The organism is Roseovarius autotrophicus (assembly GCF_018069895.1).
Classification (GTDB): Bacteria; Pseudomonadota; Alphaproteobacteria; order Rhodobacterales; family Rhodobacteraceae; genus Roseovarius; species Roseovarius autotrophicus.
Window position 1 is genome coordinate 104,462 of sequence record NZ_JAGQDH010000001.1, and the last position, 17,670, is coordinate 122,131.

Genomic DNA, 17,670 nt, shown 5'->3' on the forward strand with positions numbered 1-17,670 from the left:
CCTATATTGAGGCGTGGGTCTCAGAACAGGGAGGCACGACATGGGAACGCAGAAGGTTTCGCTGAACGATCGGTTTGATCTGGAGAAATCGCCGGTGCTGCTTAACGGCACGCAGGCGCTGGTGCGGCTGATGCTGATGCAGAAGGCGCGCGACTGTGCCGCGGGGCTCAATACCGCAGGCTATGTCACCGGCTATCGCGGCTCGCCTCTGGGGGCGGTGGATTTGCAGATGCGCCGCGCCGAAAAGGTGCTCACAGCGTCCGACATCCGGTTTCAGGAGGGGCTGAACGAGGATCTGGCCGCCACAGCGCTCTGGGGCACGCAGCAGGCGGAGTTGCGCGGCGAGGGCACGCATGACGGCGTCTTTGGTCTTTGGTATGGCAAGGGGCCGGGGGTGGACCGCTCGGGCGATGTGATGCGCCATGCCAACATGGCGGGCACCTCGCCCCATGGCGGGGTTCTGATGGCCATGGGGGATGACCACACTGGCGAATCCTCGACCGTGTGCCACCAATCCGACTGGGCGTTGGTCGATGCCTATATGCCGGTGCTGTCGCCTGCGGGTGTGCAGGAGATCCTTGATTTCGGGCTCTATGGTTTTGCGCTCAGCCGGTTCGCGGGGGTCTGGGCCGGTCTCAAGACGATGAAGGACACGGTGGAGGTGACAAGCGTTGTCGATGGCCGCCCGGACCGGATGCAGTTTGTCATGCCACAGATCGACATGCCCGAGGGGGGCCTCAATATCCGGCTCAACGATCACTGGATCGCGCAAGAGGCGCGGATGATCGACCACAAGCGTTTTGCCGCAGAGGCGTTTTCCCACGCCAACCGGATGGACCGGCGGATGCACGGCAAGGCGGGGGCGAAGATAGGGTTCGTGGCGGCGGGCAAGAACTGGCTGGACCTCGTCCATGCGATGTCGCTTCTGGGCATCGACGAGGCGGAATGTGCGCGGCTGGGGATCACCACCTACAAGGTGGGCCAGACCTTCCCCATGGACATGAAGGGGTTTCACGACTGGGCCGAGGGACTCGACCTGATTGTGGTGGTGGAAGAAAAGCGCAAGCTCATCGAGGTGCAGATCAAGGAGGCGATTTTCGACGACCGGCGGGGCAGGCGCGTCTATGGCTGGTATAAAGGCGGGGCCGGCGGGATGCACCGCGAGGAGCTTTTTCCGACGCGCTTTGCGCTCGATCCGGTGTGGATCGCGGAAAAGCTGGGGGAAATCCTGATCGAGGAGGGGCGCGGCACCGACCGGATCAAGGCCGGGATGGCCGAGATCGCGGAGGCCAAGAAGGGCGACAATGCCGAGGAAATCGCCAGCCGTCTGCCCTATTTCTGCTCGGGCTGTCCGCACAACACCTCCACCAAACTGCCCGAGGGCAGCCGCGCCTACGCGGGCATCGGCTGTCATATCATGGCGCTGTGGATGGATCGAGGTACCAGCGGTTACACCCACATGGGTGGCGAGGGCGCCAACTGGATCGGCGAGGCACCGTTTTCCAAACGCAAGCATGTGTTCCAGAACCTCGGCGACGGAACCTACAACCACTCGGGTATCCTTGCGATTCGTGCCGCCCTCGCGGCGAACACGACGATCACCTACAAGATCCTCTATAACGATGCCGTCGCCATGACCGGCGGGCAGCCCAACGAGGGTGGCCTGAGCCCGCAGCGCATCGCGCAGGAATTGCGCGCCATGGGGGTGAAGACCATTTTCGTGGTACAGGATGAAAAGGAGCAGGTGGCGCGCGAGGGCTTTCCCTCGGGCCTCGAATTTCACCTGCGCGCCGATCTGCCGCGTGTACAGGACCGCTGCACCGAAATCGAGGGCGTGAGCGTCATCCTCTATGTCCAGACCTGCGCCGCCGAGAAGCGCCGCCGCCGTAAGCGGGGCAAGTTCCCTGACCCCGACCGCCGCGTATTCATCAACACGGACGTGTGCGAGGGCTGCGGCGATTGCGGGGTGCAGTCGAATTGCGTCTCGATCGTGCCGGTTGAGACGGAGCTTGGTCGCAAGCGCGCGATCGACCAATCGAGCTGCAACAAGGACTTTTCGTGCCTCAAGGGGTTCTGCCCCTCTTTCGTGACGCTGGAAGGGGCGAAGATCCGCAAGGAAGCAAGCGCCGATCTGGCGCTGCCGGACCTGCCCCTGCCAAACCTGCCCGAGATCCGGGGCACGCATAACGTGGTCATCACCGGGGTGGGCGGCACCGGCGTTGTCACCATCGGCGCGATCCTTGCACAGGCGGCGCAGATCGACGGCAAGGGCGCAGGCATGATGGAAATGGCGGGCCTCGCGCAGAAGGGCGGCGCGGTGCATATTCATTGCCGCCTGGCCAATCGCCCCGAGGATATCAGCGCCATCCGCGTGGCCACCGGAGAGGCGGACGCGCTGATCGGCGGCGATCTGGTGGTGAGCGCGGGGGCCAAGACGCTTGGCCTCACGCGGGCGGGGCGCACGGGCGCGGTGGTCAACAGCCACGAGATCATCACCGGCGAATTTACCCGCGACACCGAGTTCCGCCTGCCTGCCGAGCGGCTGGCGCTGGCGCTTCAGGCGCGGCTGCGCGAGGATGTGCAGCTTCTCGATGCCTCGGAACTGGCGCGCGTCGCCATGGGTGATTCGATCTATTCCAACATGATGGTGTTCGGCGCGGCCTGGCAGCGGGGACTTGTGCCGCTCAGCCAAGAGGCAATCGTAGAGGCGATCCGCCTCAACGGCGCGGCGGTGGAGGCCAATCTGCGCGCCTTCGAGGTGGGCCGATGGGCGGCGCATGACCCGGAGGCGGCGGCGCGCCTGGCGACGCCCAGACTGGTGGAGAAACCGAGGACGCTGGAGGAACGGATCGCCTTCCGTGCCGATCACCTTGTCGCCTATCAGGGCAAGCGGCTGGCGCGGCGCTATCGCAAGCTGGTGGACAGCGTGGCCGATGGGGACGTGAAGGAGGCGGTAGCCAAGGGCTATCACAAGCTGCTTGCCTACAAGGACGAATACGAGGTGGCGCGTCTGCATCTGGCGACGGAAGCGAAGGCGCGCGCCGAGTTCGGGGGCGATTTCAAGATGAAATTCCACCTCGCCCCGCCGGTTCTGTCGAAAACCGGCCCCGATGGTCGCCCGCAAAAGCGCGAATACGGCCCCGGCATGGTGCGCGGTTTCCGCCTTCTGGCGCGGCTGAAAGCCTTGCGCGACACGCCGCTCGATCCGTTCGCTCGCAATCCCGAGCGCCGGATGGAGCGCGCATTGATCAAGCAATACGAGGCCGACATGGCCGAAGTGCTGCCCAAACTCGATGCGCGCACCCGCGACGCGGTGATTGCGCTGGCGGAACTGCCCATGCAGATCAAGGGTTTCGGTCCGGTGAAACAGGCCAATGAGCAAAAGGCCGCGAAACGGCGCGAGGAGTTGCTGGCCGTGATCCGCGCAGGCGGACCGGAGATTGCGCGTGCGGCAGAATGACCGTCATCAAAATGTCATGTGATCTGGTCGCGCCTGTCGCATAGATCTGAGGGGTCAGAGACTCAATCCAGGGACGGCCTATGCGCCCCGAACGCCAGATCGCTCGCGACATCAGCTATTCCTGGTCTGCCCAGACCAGGGGCGGGCGGGCCTTGATTCGCACCATGGAGAACCTCACTGGACGGATCGGCCTGATCAAGCGCGCGGCGGGCTATGAGCACGAGGTGGCGCGGGGCCGTGATTTCTGGGAGGTGATCTCGGAGCGTTACGGCATCGGCCTGGAGGTGCTGGGCGGCAGTCTTGACCTCATCCCGCGCGAGGGGCCTCTGGTGCTGATTGCCAATCACCCCTACGGCATTCTGGACGGGCTGATGATGGGATTGATCCTGAGCCGCGCGCGGGGTGATTTCCGCATTCTCGCCCATCAGATATTCCGCAAGGCGCCCGATCTCGAACGCATCGTCCTGCCGATCAGTTTCGACGAGACCAAGGAGGCCGTCGCGCTCAATCTGGAAACGCGCAAGGTGGCGCTGTCGTATCTCGGGCAGGGCGGGGCCATCGGCATCTTTCCCGGCGGCACGGTCAGCACGGCGGCGCGACCGTTCTCGCGCCCGCTCGATCCCGGCTGGCGCGGCTTTACCGCGCGCATGATCGCCAAGTCCGATGCCACGGTGGTGCCTGTCTATTTCGACGGGCACACGAGCCGCCTGTTTCAGCTTGCCAGCCACTTGCATATGACGCTGCGCATGGGGCTTTTGATCAAGGAATTCCGCAAGCGGGTGGATACGCCCGTTGGCGTCGTCATCGGTGCGCCGATCCCGCGCGCCGTCCTTGCGCCCTATGCGGGCGATACCAAATCGCTCATGGCGTTCCTGCGCCAAAAGACCTATGAATTGTCGCCAAATCCGGTCGCGGCCTCCGAGATCGGGTTCGAGTTCGACTGATTTCTCGCGGGTGGCCTCATGGCGGTAGGGATTTTCGATAGCGGGCTGGGCGGCCTGACGGTCTGGGACGCGGTGCACAAGCGCCTGCCCGAGGTGCCGTTCGTCTATCTGGGCGACAATGCGCATACGCCTTATGGCGTGCGCGATGCCGATGACATCTACGCCCTGACCACGGCCTCGGTGGCGCGGCTGTTCGAGGCGGGCTGCGATCTGGTGATTCTTGCCTGCAACACCGCGAGCGCCGCCGCGCTGCGCCGGATGCAGGAACGGTGGGTGCCCGCCGACAAGCGTGTTCTGGGCGTGTTCGTGCCGTTGATCGAGGCGCTGACCGAGCGGCAATGGGGCGACAATTCCCCCCCGCGCGAGGTTGAGGTCAAGAACGTGGCACTCTTTGCCACCCCTGCCACCGTGGCAAGCCGCGCGTTCCAGCGCGAACTGGCGTTCCGCGCCATCGGCGTGGATGTCGAGGCGCAGGCCTGCGGCGGCGTGGTCGATGCCATCGAGGAGGGCGACATGATCCTGGCCGAGGCGCTGGTGCGCTCTCATGTCGATGCGCTCAAGCGCAAGATGCCGCATCCGCAGGCGGCGGTGCTGGGCTGCACGCATTATCCGCTGGTGGAAGAGGTGTTCCGTGACGCGCTCGGGCCCGATGTGACGGTCTATTCGCAACCGTCGCTGGTGGCGGCGAGCCTTGCCGATTACCTCAGGCGCCGCCCTGAGAAGGTGGGGACGGGCGGCGAGGCGATGTTTCTCACTACCGGCGATCCCAAGCGCGTCTCCTCCCGCGCGACGCAGTTTCTCCGACGAGAGATCACGTTCCGCTCTGCCTGATCCCGACTGACCCTCCGCCATGAGGATAGCATGACCCATAAAATCGCCATTCTCGGGGCCTCCGGCTATACCGGAGCCGAGCTTGCCCGCCTCATTGCCACCCATCCATCGCTGGACATCGTGGCGCTGGCCGCCAATTCCAAGGCAGGTCAATCCATGGGGCAGGTGTTCCCGCATCTGCGCCATCTCGACCTGCCCGATCTGGTGACGATCGAAGATATTGATTTCTCGGGCATTGATCTGTGTTTCTGCGCCCTGCCGCACAAGACCAGCCAGGAGGTGATCGCGCGCCTGCCGCGCGATCTGCGCATCGTGGACCTGTCCGCCGATTTCCGCCTGCGCGATCCGGGCGATTACCAGAAATGGTATGGCAACCCCCATGCCGCGCCCGAGTTGCAGAAAGAGGCGGTCTATGGGTTGACCGAGTTCTACCGCGCCGAGATCGCGGGGGCGCGACTGGTGGCGGGGACGGGCTGCAACGCGGCGACCGGCCAATATATCCTGCGGCCGCTGATTGCGGCGGGGGTGATCGAACTTGACGAGATCATCCTTGACCTGAAATGCGGCGTGTCGGGCGCCGGGCGCAGCCTGAAGGAAAACCTGCTCCATGCGGAATTGTCCGAGGGCTATCACGCCTATTCGGTGGGCGGCACGCATCGCCATCTGGGCGAGTTCGATCAGGAACTGTCGCGTGTGGCGGGTCGCAAGGTGGAAATCCAGTTCACCCCCCATCTGCTTCCGGCCAATCGCGGCATCCTTGCCACCGCCTATGTGCGGGGGGACGCGGGCCGGATCCACGACACGCTTGTTGCGGCCTATGCCGATGAGCCGTTCCTGATCACCTTGCCCATGGGCGAGACCCCGAGCACGCGCCACATTCGCGGCAGCAATTTTTGTCATATCGGCGTGGTGGCCGACCGGCGCGAGGGCCGCGCCATCGTTATCGCAGCCCTCGACAACCTGACAAAAGGCAGCAGCGGGCAGGCGTTGCAAAACGCCAATCTGATGTTATCTGAACCAGAGGTGACGGGGCTGATGCTCGCACCCGTCTTTCCCTGAGCTTTGCGAGGCAGACCAATGAAAACTCTCAAGAAAAAACGCCGCGTTCAGATCATCGCCATCGCCGCCATTGCGCTCATCTCGGCGACCGCGCTGATCGGCTACGGAATGCGCGACGGGATCAACTTCTTCCGCTCGCCCTCGCAGATCATGGCAGAGCCGCCCGCACCCACCGAGGTGTTCCGTATCGGCGGGCTGGTCGAGACGGGCAGCATTGTGCGCGGGCAGGGCGAGGAGGTGCGCTTCATGGTGACCGATGGCGGGGCTTCGGTGCCGGTCGTGTATCGCGGCATCCTGCCTGATCTCTTCTCCGAGAACGAGGGGATGGTCGGCACCGGCAGCTACCGCGACGGGGTGTTCGTCGCCACCGAAATCCTTGCCAAGCATGACGAGACCTACATGCCCCGCGAGGTCATCGACGCGCTCAAGGAACAGGGCGTCTATCAGGACCCCAAGGACAGCTGAGCGGTTTCTTCTGGCCTGAAATATCCCGGGGGAGTCGCGCGGATGCGCGACGGGGGCAGCGCCCCCGCCCTGCACCGCGCGCCCCGCACAGGCGACGTTAATAATCGCATCGCCACACTTGCCACGGCACAAGGCAAGAGGTGGAGCAGATGCGCAGCGTCCGGCAGCTGGCCGAGGACATCGTCGCCCGCGAGGGCGGTTTCGTGGACGATCCCGACGATCCGGGCGGGGCCACGAATTTCGGGATCACGATCCACACCATGCGCCGTCTGGGGCTTGACCTTGACGGCAACGGAATCATCGACACTGCTGATGTTCGCGTGCTCACCCGCGCGCGCGCCGTCGATATCTTCATTGAGCAGTATTACCATCGCACCGGGATCGCGCGCCTGCCCGAGGCGCTGCGCCCGAGCGTCTTCGACATGCAGGTGAACGCGGGCGCGAATGCGGTGCGCATCCTGCAACGACTGTTGCGCGAGATGGGCCATGCGGTCGATGTGGACGGGGTGATCGGGCCGCAGACCGTGGCCGCCACAGAGGCCGCAGCAAACGCCGCGCCCGATCACATCGCCGACGCCTACGGGATCGCGCGGCGCAATTATTACCTCCGCCTTGCCGATGCCCGTATCGCCAGCCGCAAGTTCGCGCGCACGCGCAGCGGGGCCAAGGGTGGCTGGATCCGGCGCGCGGAAGAGTTCATCGCGCCACGCTTTCATCTCAGCGAAGCGGAATTCAACGCAAGGGTGGCGGCATGGTAAGCGATGTCCTGCGGATACTGTTTGGCGGCAGCAATATCGTGCGCGAGACGGCGGAGGTGTTCCGCGTCAACGCGGAAGCCGCCGATGCGCGCGGCGCCGAGATGCAACGCGCAGCACTCGACCAGATGGCGGCGGAGTTCCACGTCACGGAGCGCGGGCTGTTCGACCGGATCATCGACGGGCTGAACCGTCTGCCCCGCCCGGCGATGGCGCTTGGCACGCTGGGGCTGATGGTGGCGGCGATGGTCGATCCGTTGTGGTTTGGCGAGCGCATGGCGGGCCTGGCGCTGGTGCCAGAGCCGCTGTGGTGGCTTCTGGGGGCGATCGTCAGTTTCTATTTCGGCGCTCGCCATCAGGCCAAGGGGCAGGAGTTCCAACGCTCGCTCGCAACGACGCTGGCGCGCGCGCCGCAGGTGGTCGAGACGGTGGCGACCATGCGCGCGCTGCGTGCCGACAGCCCCGGGGCCGCCGATCCGGGCGCGAATGCGCGGGTGGTGCTCGCGGTGACAGAGCCGGAGGCGAACCGGGCGCTGGCCGAATGGCGAGCGCAAACCGCGACAATGTGATCCGCGCGACGGGCCGATTGCGATTGGACCGCCCGCGCCGCTGCGCTATCATCCCGGTCATGATTACAGAACTCGGTCACTTCGCCCTCATCCTCGCCTGTCTTGTGGCAGTGCTTCAGGCCACCATTCCGCTGATCGGCGCGCACAAGCGATGGCCCGGCTGGATGGCGGTGGCCGAACCTGCGGCGACGGCGCAGTTCCTGCTTACGGCGGCTGCGTTTGCCGCGCTGACCTATGCCTTCGTGATCTCGGATTTCTCGGTGCGGTTGGTGGTCCTCAACAGCCATACCGACAAGCCGATGCTCTACAAGGTCACGGGCGTCTGGGGCAATCACGAAGGGTCGATGCTGCTATGGGTGCTGATCGTTGCGCTGTTCGGCGCGGCGGTGGCGTGGTTCGGCGCAAACCTGCCACCCACGCTCAAGGCGCGGGTGCTGGCGGTTCAGGCGATGGTCGGCGTGGCATTCTTTCTTTTCATCCTGCTGACCTCCAACCCGTTCTTGCGTATGGCGGTGCCGCCCTTCAACGGGCAGGATCTCAATCCGCTGTTGCAGGATCCCGGCCTCGCCTTTCATCCACCGTTTCTATACCTGGGCTATGTGGGTCTTTCGATGACGTTCTCCTTTGCGGTGGCCGCCCTTATCGAGGGGCGCGTCGATGCCGCCTGGGGTCGCTGGGTGCGGCCCTGGACGCTGACGGCGTGGATTTTTCTGACCATCGGCATCGCGCTTGGCTCCTGGTGGGCCTATTACGAGTTGGGCTGGGGCGGGTTCTGGTTCTGGGATCCGGTGGAAAACGCCTCGTTCATGCCCTGGCTCATAGCGGCGGCGCTGTTGCACTCCGCGATCGTGGTGGAAAAGCGCGAGGCGCTGAAAAGTTGGACCATCCTGCTGGCAATCATCGCCTTCGGATTCTCGATGGTGGGGGCGTTCATCACCCGATCGGGCGTTCTGACAAGCGTTCACGCCTTCGCCACCGATCCCGAGCGAGGCGTGTTCCTGCTGGGCATTCTCGCGATCTTCATGATCGGGGCGCTTACGCTGTTCGCGGTGCGCGCAGGCGCGATGCAGGCCAAGGGCGTGTTTTCCATGGTCAGCCGCGAATCGGTGCTGGTGCTCAACAATATCCTTCTGGCGGTGTCGGCCTTCGTTGTCTTTGTCGGCACGATCTGGCCGCTGGTGGCGGAAATGGCCTTTGACCGCAAGCTGTCGGTGGGAGAGCCGTTCTTCAACGCGGCCTTCACGCCCTTCATGATCGGGCTTGGCCTGATCTTGCCGGTGGGGGCGATGCTGCCGTGGAAACGGGCAAAACTGGGGCGGATCGTGCGCCCGCTTGTGCCTGCCTTCATCCTTGCCGTGGCCATTGGCGCGCTGGCCTGGGCGGTGCAGTCCGGGCGCTCGGCGCTTGGGCCGATGGGCCTGTTCCTTGCCGCCTGGCTGGTGATGGGCGCGGGCATTGACCTGTGGTCGCGCACCGGGCGGGGGCAGGGGCGGCTTGCCCGTCTCGCGCGCCTGCCGGGCGCCGACTGGGGCAAGGCGGTGGCCCACGCCGGTTTTGGCGTGACCATCGCGGGCGTCGCCGCGATGATGGCCTGGGAGTTGGAGGATATCCGCGTTATGCATGAGGGCGACACCGTGGATATCGCGGGCTATACGCTGCGGCTCGACACGGTGGAGGATTTGGAGGGGCCGAATTACCTCTCTACCATGGCCAATTTCACGCTGATGCGTGAGGGTCGGGTTCTGGGCACCATGCATCCCGAGAAGCGCGTCTATCCAGTGGCGCAGATGCCCACCACGGAGGCCGCGCTGAACAATGGCTTCCTGCGCGACATCTATATTGCCGTGGGCGATCCGCAGGACGGCGGTGGCTGGGCAGTGCGCAGCTATTACAAGCCGCTGGCCAACTGGATCTGGGGTGGCTCGATCCTGATGGCGCTTGGTGGCTTCTTGTCGCTCAGTGATCGGCGGTTCCGCGTGGCTGCAGGCGCGCGCAAACTGCCGCAAGGGGTGCCCGCGGAATGAAACGCCTCCTTCTTGTGCTTTGCCTTCTGGCTGCGCCCGCGCTTGGGGTGCAGCCCGACGAGATCCTTGACGATCCGGTGCTGGAGGAACGGGCGCGTGACATATCATCGGGCTTGCGCTGCCTTGTCTGCCGCAACGAGAGCATCGACGATTCCAACGCCGAACTGGCGCGCGACCTGCGACTTCTGGTGCGCGAGCGTCTGGTCGCGGGCGACAGCAACGAAGAAGCGGTGTCCTATATCGTTGACCGTTACGGCGAATATGTGCTGCTGAAGCCCAAGACCACCGGCGCGAACCTGCTCTTGTGGCTTGCGGGGCCGATCATGTTCGGGGCGGGGCTGATCATGGGTGGGGTTTACCTGCGCCGCCGCGCCATCGCGCCCGAGCCAGAGACCGCGCGGCTGAGCAAGGAAGAAGAGTCGCGGCTGCGCGACATTCTGCGGGACTGACGCGCCGTTTCGCTTGGCCTTGGCCGCGCGCTGCGGTCTAAAGAGCGCAGGATCAGTGAAAGGCCCGCCCGCATGAAGGATTATCAGACCATCACGCTCGACATCTCCGGGGGCATTGCTGTCCTGTGCCTCAACCGGCCCGAAAAGATGAACGCGCTCAACGCGCAGATGCGCGCCGAGATCACGGATGCCATGACCCATGCGGGGCGCAATGCGCGCACCGTGGTGCTGACCGGCAATGGCCGCGCGTTCTGTTCGGGGCAGGACCTGACCGATGGCGGCAACGTGGCCAACCTCGATCTGGAGCGGGTTTTGCGCGAGGAATATGTGCCGATGCTGCGCGCCATTACCGATTGCCCGGTGCCGGTTATTTCGGCGGTGAACGGGCCGGCGGCGGGCGCAGGGGCCAATCTGGCGCTGCTGGCCGATGTGGTGATCGCCACCGAGAGCGCCTATTTCCTGCAAGCATTCACGCGCATCGGCCTTGTCCCGGATGCGGGCGGCACATGGTTTCTGCCGCGTCAGATAGGGATGGCCAAGGCCATGGGCGCGGCGCTTTTCGCCGAGCCGATCAGCGCCCGACAGGCCAGTGACTGGGGCATGATCTGGGAATGTGTGAGCGATGACGGTTTTGCCGCGCAGTGGCGCGCGCGCGCGGGCCAACTGGCCAAGGGGCCGACACAGACCTTTGCCCGCGTGCGGCAGGCAATCCGCGAAAGCTGGTCCAACACGCTCGACGCGCAACTTGATCTCGAGGCGCGGCTGCAAGGCGGTTGTGGCCAGACCCGCGATTTCAAGGAGGGAATCGTCGCCTTTCTGGAAAAGCGGTCGCCGCATTTCGAGGGGCGCTGAGGATTGTCGGCCTAACGGGTCGAGGCGCGCTTGAGCAGTTCGGCGGCATTGGGGTGGTCGAGCAGCGCGCGGCTGATCTCGAATTGCAGATGGGTTCGCGTGTCGTGCTCGACCCTGCTTGCAATGCCGCTGTGGCCTTCTTCGGGCAAGGCCGGGCGCGTGCGCGGATCAAGCAGCAGGGTCTCTGCCGCGATTCCCTCGGCATAGATGATCTGGTGCCTGTCAAACAGCAGTTGCACATAATCAACATGGCCACCCGTCTCGACGCGCACGCTGTCGTCGTTGACGAGGTGCCGCGCGCGCACCAGCACCTCGCGATGGCCGGCGCCGATCGTATCGTCACGCTGGTAGATGAAAAGCCGGTGATCGGGGCTGACCAGCAGGTCGTCACTGTTGTTGAGGGTGCCTGCGCTGATCCGCACCGGCGCGAACTCGCCGACCGCGCGCATCGTGTTCTGCCCTATCCAGCGCAGAGGCTGCGGGCCGTCATCGCGGGTCAGCACCATGTCACCGGGGTGCAAGTCCTCGACCGGGACCTGGGCACCGGTCGCCATTGTGATTCGTGTGCCGCGTGTGAACGAGACACAGGCCGCCTGCGCGAAGCGTTGCCGTGCTCCCGCACGGTCGATCCCGACCAGCGCATAGCCGAGGCGCGGGCTCAGATCCGCAAGCGGCATGGCATAGGTGGCCGAAACGCAGCCTTCGCCATCGGTTTCCACGAAGATCAGCAACTCGACCACGTTGCCCGAGGCGGGCATGAGCGTGAGACGGGCATCCAGATGAACCGGGGCACCGGGGATGCCAAGCTCGGACCCCTCGCCGATCGTGAACGGGCCTTCACCGTCCATCACCAGTGCCAGTCGCCGCGTACGCGATCGCAGTCCGAGTTCGTAAATGTCGTCAAGGTCGAGCTCATCGGCAAAGGACAGCGCATCGCCCAGATTCGCCCCGTTCACCACACGCAGATCGTCTGCTTCATGGACAAGGATGGACTGGGCCGGGCGGGTCTTCGGTGCTGTCATTTCCGGTTTTCTCGAGTCGTGGAGGATTGTGTGGAGAGGGTAGGGTAGGAATGTGGCACCTTCTGGTCAATTCCGGCAAGAAATCCCGACAATCGCTTCTCTGGCCATTTCTTGCCGAGCGGTGTTAACTCCGCGTGAACAGCAGGAGGAACACGCGATGGATCTGGGTATCAGGGGGCGGCGCGCGCTGGTCTGCGCGTCTTCGCGGGGGCTTGGACTTGGATGCGCAAGGGCGCTTGCCGAGGCGGGTGTTGATCTGGTGATGAACGCGCGCGGGGCTGAGGCGCTTGAGGCGGCGGCAGAAGAGATTCGGTCCGTGCACGGGGTCGCGGTGGTCGCGGTCGCGGCGGACATCACCACCGAGGAGGGGCGCGCGGCGGTGCTTGATCAGGCGGGCGAGGTGGATATCCTTGTCAACAATGCCGGCGGCCCGCCACCGGGGATGTGGACGGACTGGGGGCGCGACGATTTCGTGCGCGCGCTCGATGCCAACATGCTGACCCCGATCGCGCTGATCACGGCACTGGTGCCAGGAATGATGGCGCGTGGCTGGGGGCGGGTCGTGAACATAACCTCGCAATCGGTGAAGGCGCCGATTCCCGTTCTGGGCCTGTCTAACGCGGCGCGCGCCGGGCTGACCGGCTATGTGGCGGGGACGGCGCGGCAGGTTGCGGGCAAGGGCGTGGTGATGAACAACCTGCTGCCGGGCATCCATGCGACCGACCGCGCCGTGTCGCTTGACCAAGGCGTGGCCGAGCGCGAGGGGATCACCCCCGAGGAGGCGCGCGCGCAGCGCGCAGCGACGATTCCCGCAGGCCGCTACGGCACGCCAGAGGAATTCGGTGCGGCCTGTGCGTTCCTGTGCAGTCAGCATGCCGGCTTCATCATCGGGCAGAACCTCTTGCTGGACGGAGGTGCGGTCAACGCAACCCTCTGAAGCATGACGACGGACCGGACCTTCGGCGTCAATGCCCGACACGGATGATCCTTCGGGCACAAGGGCGCGGGTCCGCAAGGGTGCTTGACTTCACGCTCGCGCATTGCCATATCCCGCTCAACCGACATTTCCTGCCGCGTGAGCAGCCCGGTGCCTTGCGCCGTTCAAAATGAAATGTCGCTGACCTGTTCCCAAGATCACGCGTGGGGCCAGACACCGGCCGGAGGGTGTGGGCATGTGGCCCCGCCCTGCCCATGGTGCAACCACGATCACGGGTGCGCGGGCAAGGGCCCGGCGCCTGAAAGGACTTGATTTGACTCTTTTCGACACGATGGGCCTGCCCGAGGCGCTGACCCGCAAACTTGTCGCTCTTGGTATCACCGAGCCGACGCCGATTCAGACCCGTGCGATTCCGCACGCGCTTGGTGGCGACGACGTGATGGGGCTGGCGCAGACCGGCACCGGCAAGACGCTCGCCTTTGGCCTGCCGCTGGTGGCAGGGCTGATGGCGAATCCCGAACGGCCGGCGCCCAAATCGGTGCGCAGCCTCATCCTTGCGCCGACGCGCGAACTGGCGGGGCAGATCCGCGACGCGCTCATGCCGCTGGTCAAGGACAGCCCCATCCGCATCAACCTTGTTGTCGGCGGCACGTCGATCAGCGCACAGGTCAACCGGATGGATCGCGGCTGCGATATTCTGGTCGCCACGCCGGGGCGGCTTCTCGATCTCATCGACCGGCGCGCGCTGCGTCTCGATACGGCGGCATTTCTGGTGCTTGACGAGGCCGATCAGATGCTTGATCTGGGCTTTATCCATGCGCTGCGCCGCATCGCTGGCCTTCTTCCCGCCGCGCGCCAGACCATGCTGTTCTCGGCCACCATGCCGAAACAGATGGAAGAGATCGCCGCGAGCTATCTGAAGAACCCCCGCCGCGTGCAGGTCAGCCCTCCGGGCAAGGCCGCCGACAAGGTCACGCAGGAAGTGCATTTCATCGCCAAGGCCGCGAAAGCCGACCTGCTGATCGAATTGTTGGACAAACATCGCGACGAGCTTGCGCTGGTCTTTGGCCGCACCAAACATGGTGCCGACAAGCTGGCGCAACGGCTGGAGCAGGCGGGTTATGCCGTGGCCACGATCCATGGCAACAAAAGCCAGGGTCAGCGGGATCGCGCGCTGCGTGCCTTTCGTGACGGGCAGGCCAAGGTGCTGGTGGCGACCGATGTGGCCGCGCGCGGCCTTGATATTCCCGATGTGAAACACGTCTATAATTACGAACTGCCGAACGTGCCTGATAACTACGTGCACCGGATCGGGCGCACGGCGCGCGCCGGGCGCGACGGGGCGGCGATTGCTTTTTGCGCACCCGATGAGATGGGCGAGTTGAAGGATATCCAGAAGGTGCTGGGCATGACCATCCCGGTCGCCTCGGGCACCGCGTGGGAAGTGATGCCGGGCCAGAAAGCCAAGCCCGCAGGCCGGGGCGGACCGCGCCGGAGCGGTGGCGGCGGAAAGCCGGGTGGGGCCAAGATGGGGGCCGGCGGTTATGGCGGGGGCAATTATGGCTCTGCAAAACCGGGACAGGCAAAGCCGGGAGCAGCGGCACGCAGTCGCCGCCGCACGCGTCAAGCCGCCTGAGCCTATTTGATGAGCGCCAGCACCTCGCGGAAACGTGGGTGGCTGGCGCTTTTCAACCACTCGAAAAGAACCATTTCGGTGGTGACGATCTCGGCTCCGTGCCGCGCCATGCGCGCCAGTGCGGTGTCACGATTGCCGGTCACGCGCGAGGCTGTGGCATCGGCCACAAGCACCACGTCGCGCCCGGCGTTCAGCAGCCCCAGAACCGTTTGCAACACGCAGACATGGGCCTCGCAGCCGCAAACGACAAGGCGTTGACCGGCGGGGACTTCCTTGGTCAGCGCGGTGTCGGCGCAGGCGTCAAAGTTCATTTTCGCCAACACGGTCTCGCCCGGTTCTGGCGCAAGGTCCGGCACCGTGCGCCCGAGCCTGTCGGGGTTCTGCTCGGTAAAGCTGCGCGGCACGTCAAGCAGACGCGCGGCCTGCAATAGCCGGCTGCCATTGGCGATGACCCGCGCGCCCTCATGGATCGCGGGCATGAGGCGGGTCTGATAGTCGATCAACAGAAGATGTGAGTTTCCAGCGTCGAGCATGGCGCAAGCCTGCCGTGTCGAGACAGGCTTGGCAAGGGCACGCATCAGCCCGCGCCGGGGCCCGCCCGCATCACCATCCCGAAAAGGTCGCGCGGATCGTCCGGGTCGGCAAGCAGGTCAAGCGGGGTAAAGAGATCGGTGCCCGCGATCCGGTCGCGCACATAGCGCAGCGCCGAGAAATCCTCGATGGCAAAGCCCACGCTGTCGAACAGCGTGATCTCGGCGGCGTCGCGGCGCCCCGGTGCGGTGCCCGCCAGCACCTGCCAGAATTCAGTGACCGGGTGATCGGGCGCAAGCTGCTGGATCTCGCCCTCGATGCGGGTCTGTTCGGGATATTCCACGAAGATCGAGGCGCGGTGCAGGATCGCCGGGGCCAGTTCCGTCTTGCCGGGGCAGTCGCCGCCGATGGCGTTGATATGCACGCCCGCGCCCACCATGTTATCCGTAAGGATCGTGGCATATTGCTTGTCGGCGGTGCAGGTGGTGATGATCTGCGCGCCCTCCATGCTCTCTTCGGCGGAGCGGCAGGCGACCACCTCAAGCCCCATGCCGGTGAGGTTGCGCGCGGCTTTCTCGGTGGCCATGGGATCGATGTCGTAGAGCCGCACGGATTTCAGACCCACCAGCGCCTTCATGGCGAGGCTCTGGAACTCCGATTGCGCACCCGCGCCGATCATCGCCATGGTGTCGGCCCCTTTGGGGGCAAGGTGGAGCGCCACCATGGCCGAGGTGGCGGCGGTGCGCAGCGCGGTGAGCACGGTCATTTCGCTCAGCAGCACCGGATAGCCGTTGCCGACATTGGCCAGAAGCCCGAAGGCGGTCACGGTCTGAAGTCCGGCCTTTGTGTTCCTGGGGTGGCCGTTCACATATTTGAAGCCATAGACCTCGCCATCCGAGGTGGGCATCAACTCGATCACCCCTTCGGCGGAATGCGAGGCGATGCGCGGGGTCTTGTCGAACAGTTCCCAGCGGCGGAAATCAGCCTCGATATACTCGGCGAGGCCGATCAGCATCGGCTCGATGCCGATATGGTGCACGAGTTTCATCATGTGATCGACCGAGACGAAAGGCACGAGGGCCTTGTCGGAAGGGGTAAGCGGCATGGGCGGCTCCTCAGATATGGGCGTGGGTCGGGCGGTCGAAGACGCGCCGGCCAAGGGCCGAAGCGGCGAGATCGACCATCACCTGGGCTGTGCGGCCGCGCTCGTCGAGAAAGGGGTTCAGTTCTACCAGGTCTAACGACGTCATCAGCCCCGAATCGCAGATCATCTCCATGACCAGATGCGCCTCGCGGATAGTGGCCCCGCCGGGAACGGTGGTGCCAACTGCGGGGGCAACGGAGGGATCCAGAAAATCCACATCGAGCGAGACATGGAGCGCGCCGTTTTGAGCCGCGACATGATCGAGGAATTCCGAAAGCGGGCTGGAAATGCCGCGCTCGTCGATCTCGCGCATGTCGTGGCGGCGGATGTTCGTCTGCTCAAGCGCCGCGCGCTCTGCCGCATCCACCGAACGCAGACCCAGCAGACAGATGTTCTGCTCGGGGATCGGATCGGCCATCGGCGGAAAGCCGTGAAAGCCTGCACGCCCGGTGACATAGCCGATGGGGGTGCCGTGCAGATTGCCCGAGGCGGTGCTCTGCGGCGTGTGATAGTCGCTATGGGCGTCGAGCCAGAGCACGAATTGCGGGCGCTTGGTGAGGGCCGCATGGGCCGCCACGCCTGCGACCGAGCCGAGCGAGAGGCTGTGATCGCCCCCGAGGAAGATGGGCAGGCCGTCCTGCATGGTCGCCTGCGCCGCGGTCATGAGCGCGGCGGTCCAGGCTGCGGTCTCTGCAGGCGCGTGGACATGGGGTGGCATTCCGGGCGCGGGAACGGTCGGCGGGGGGCTCAGGTTGCCCCGGTCGCTCACGCGATGGCCAAGATCGGCCAGCGCCTCGGCAATCCCGGCGGTGCGATAGGCATCCGGCCCCATGAGACAGCCGCGCCGGTCCTTGCCGCTATCGACGGGCGCACCGATGAGAATGATATCCTTGGCGGGCATGTCTGGCCTCCTGTGGCGTGTTGCTCAGAAGGTGGCTTCGAATCCGGTTGATTAGAAGCAGGTAATTTGCGCATATCGGGGGCAATTCCTG

At 65.0% G+C, this 17,670-nt stretch carries 16 protein-coding genes; 12 read left to right on the top strand and 4 right to left on the bottom strand.

Going from position 1 to position 17,670, the window contains the following annotated elements; genetic code table 11:
- The first annotated feature begins 40 nt into the window (after positions 1 to 40).
- The 10 genes from KAK09_RS00550 (at position 41) to KAK09_RS00595 (ending at position 11,408) form a co-directional block, all read left to right on the top strand.
- Positions 41 to 3,460 carry an indolepyruvate ferredoxin oxidoreductase family protein gene (locus tag KAK09_RS00550; RefSeq protein ID WP_210876884.1) on the top strand — a complete coding sequence of 1,140 codons (3,420 nt, stop codon included), beginning with the start codon at positions 41 to 43 and terminating at the stop codon, positions 3,458 to 3,460.
- 80 nt (positions 3,461 to 3,540) lie between these two features.
- Positions 3,541 to 4,404 carry a lysophospholipid acyltransferase family protein gene (locus KAK09_RS00555; RefSeq protein ID WP_210876885.1) on the top strand — a complete coding sequence of 288 codons (864 nt, stop codon included), beginning with the start codon at positions 3,541 to 3,543 and terminating at the stop codon, positions 4,402 to 4,404.
- An 18-nt stretch (positions 4,405 to 4,422) separates the two neighbouring features.
- Complete coding sequence (locus KAK09_RS00560) at positions 4,423 to 5,235, top strand: glutamate racemase (RefSeq protein WP_210876886.1); 813 nt, start codon at positions 4,423 to 4,425, stop codon at positions 5,233 to 5,235.
- Between the two features lie 30 nt (positions 5,236 to 5,265).
- Entirely contained in the window at positions 5,266 to 6,294 is a 1,029-nt protein-coding gene (gene argC / locus KAK09_RS00565) for an N-acetyl-gamma-glutamyl-phosphate reductase (RefSeq protein WP_210876887.1), read from the top strand.
- A gap of 18 nt (positions 6,295 to 6,312) precedes the next feature.
- The gene (gene ccmE, locus KAK09_RS00570; protein WP_210876888.1) at positions 6,313 to 6,759 is read left to right on the top strand and encodes a cytochrome c maturation protein CcmE; all 447 of its coding nucleotides are present in this window, start codon (positions 6,313 to 6,315) and stop codon (positions 6,757 to 6,759) included.
- Between the two features lie 149 nt (positions 6,760 to 6,908).
- Positions 6,909 to 7,517: a holin-associated N-acetylmuramidase gene (locus tag KAK09_RS00575; RefSeq protein ID WP_210876889.1), complete on the top strand. Its 609-nt coding sequence runs from the start codon at positions 6,909 to 6,911 to the stop codon at positions 7,515 to 7,517.
- A complete protein-coding gene (locus KAK09_RS00580) occupies positions 7,511 to 8,083 on the top strand; it encodes a holin family protein (protein ID WP_210876890.1) in 573 nt (190 codons plus the stop codon). Before KAK09_RS00575 ends, KAK09_RS00580 begins: the two co-directional genes overlap by 7 nt.
- A gap of 59 nt (positions 8,084 to 8,142) precedes the next feature.
- Positions 8,143 to 10,107: a heme lyase CcmF/NrfE family subunit gene (locus KAK09_RS00585; protein WP_210876891.1), complete on the top strand. Its 1,965-nt coding sequence runs from the start codon at positions 8,143 to 8,145 to the stop codon at positions 10,105 to 10,107.
- Positions 10,104 to 10,556: a cytochrome c-type biogenesis protein gene (locus tag KAK09_RS00590; RefSeq protein WP_210876892.1), complete on the top strand. Its 453-nt coding sequence runs from the start codon at positions 10,104 to 10,106 to the stop codon at positions 10,554 to 10,556. The genes KAK09_RS00585 and KAK09_RS00590 overlap by 4 nt, the downstream gene beginning before the upstream one ends.
- A gap of 72 nt (positions 10,557 to 10,628) precedes the next feature.
- Entirely contained in the window at positions 10,629 to 11,408 is a 780-nt protein-coding gene (locus KAK09_RS00595) for an enoyl-CoA hydratase-related protein (protein WP_210876893.1), read from the top strand.
- 11 nt (positions 11,409 to 11,419) lie between these two features.
- On the opposite strand, the gene KAK09_RS00600 is transcribed toward KAK09_RS00595, so the two are convergent.
- A complete protein-coding gene (locus KAK09_RS00600; RefSeq protein WP_210876894.1) occupies positions 11,420 to 12,430 on the bottom strand; it encodes a Hint domain-containing protein in 1,011 nt (336 codons plus the stop codon).
- Between the two features lie 157 nt (positions 12,431 to 12,587).
- On the opposite strand from KAK09_RS00600, the gene KAK09_RS00605 reads away from it, so the two are divergent.
- Together KAK09_RS00605 and KAK09_RS00610 are read left to right on the top strand one after the other, a co-directional pair.
- The gene (locus tag KAK09_RS00605; RefSeq protein WP_210876895.1) at positions 12,588 to 13,367 is read left to right on the top strand and encodes an SDR family oxidoreductase; all 780 of its coding nucleotides are present in this window, start codon (positions 12,588 to 12,590) and stop codon (positions 13,365 to 13,367) included.
- Positions 13,368 to 13,680: 313 nt separating this feature from the next.
- Entirely contained in the window at positions 13,681 to 15,003 is a 1,323-nt protein-coding gene (locus KAK09_RS00610) for a DEAD/DEAH box helicase (RefSeq protein WP_247650988.1), read from the top strand.
- 2 nt (positions 15,004 to 15,005) lie between these two features.
- Here KAK09_RS00610 and KAK09_RS00615 read toward each other — a convergent pair whose 3' ends face one another.
- The 3 genes from KAK09_RS00615 to rocF are packed head-to-tail and all read right to left on the bottom strand — an operon-like array spanning position 15,006 to position 17,579.
- Positions 15,006 to 15,581 (bottom strand): isochorismatase family protein, encoded by a 576-nt coding sequence (locus KAK09_RS00615; protein WP_210876896.1) that lies wholly within the window; start codon positions 15,579 to 15,581, stop codon positions 15,006 to 15,008.
- Positions 15,581 to 16,639, bottom strand: coding sequence for an ornithine cyclodeaminase (locus KAK09_RS00620; protein WP_210876897.1), 1,059 nt, complete (start codon positions 16,637 to 16,639; stop codon positions 15,581 to 15,583). The genes KAK09_RS00615 and KAK09_RS00620 overlap by 1 nt, the downstream gene beginning before the upstream one ends.
- A gap of 10 nt (positions 16,640 to 16,649) precedes the next feature.
- Positions 16,650 to 17,579, bottom strand: a complete 930-nt coding sequence (gene rocF / locus KAK09_RS00625; protein ID WP_210876898.1) for an arginase — start codon at positions 17,577 to 17,579, stop codon at positions 16,650 to 16,652.
- Positions 17,580 to 17,670: the final 91 nt, after the last annotated feature.

Coding starts and splice junctions, on each gene's coding strand:
- KAK09_RS00595 (WP_210876893.1), top strand. CDS start 10,629: ATGAAGGATTATCAGACCATCACGCTCGACATCTCCGGGGGCATTGCT.
- rocF (WP_210876898.1), bottom strand. CDS start 17,579: ATGCCCGCCAAGGATATCATTCTCATCGGTGCGCCCGTCGATAGCGGC.
- KAK09_RS00580 (WP_210876890.1), top strand. CDS start 7,511: ATGGTAAGCGATGTCCTGCGGATACTGTTTGGCGGCAGCAATATCGTG.
- argC (WP_210876887.1), top strand. CDS start 5,266: ATGACCCATAAAATCGCCATTCTCGGGGCCTCCGGCTATACCGGAGCC.
- ccmE (WP_210876888.1), top strand. CDS start 6,313: ATGAAAACTCTCAAGAAAAAACGCCGCGTTCAGATCATCGCCATCGCC.
- KAK09_RS00605 (WP_210876895.1), top strand. CDS start 12,588: ATGGATCTGGGTATCAGGGGGCGGCGCGCGCTGGTCTGCGCGTCTTCG.
- KAK09_RS00615 (WP_210876896.1), bottom strand. CDS start 15,581: ATGCGTGCCCTTGCCAAGCCTGTCTCGACACGGCAGGCTTGCGCCATG.
- KAK09_RS00560 (WP_210876886.1), top strand. CDS start 4,423: ATGGCGGTAGGGATTTTCGATAGCGGGCTGGGCGGCCTGACGGTCTGG.
- KAK09_RS00585 (WP_210876891.1), top strand. CDS start 8,143: ATGATTACAGAACTCGGTCACTTCGCCCTCATCCTCGCCTGTCTTGTG.
- KAK09_RS00555 (WP_210876885.1), top strand. CDS start 3,541: ATGCGCCCCGAACGCCAGATCGCTCGCGACATCAGCTATTCCTGGTCT.
- KAK09_RS00600 (WP_210876894.1), bottom strand. CDS start 12,430: ATGACAGCACCGAAGACCCGCCCGGCCCAGTCCATCCTTGTCCATGAA.
- KAK09_RS00575 (WP_210876889.1), top strand. CDS start 6,909: ATGCGCAGCGTCCGGCAGCTGGCCGAGGACATCGTCGCCCGCGAGGGC.
- KAK09_RS00590 (WP_210876892.1), top strand. CDS start 10,104: ATGAAACGCCTCCTTCTTGTGCTTTGCCTTCTGGCTGCGCCCGCGCTT.
- KAK09_RS00550 (WP_210876884.1), top strand. CDS start 41: ATGGGAACGCAGAAGGTTTCGCTGAACGATCGGTTTGATCTGGAGAAA.
- KAK09_RS00620 (WP_210876897.1), bottom strand. CDS start 16,639: ATGCCGCTTACCCCTTCCGACAAGGCCCTCGTGCCTTTCGTCTCGGTC.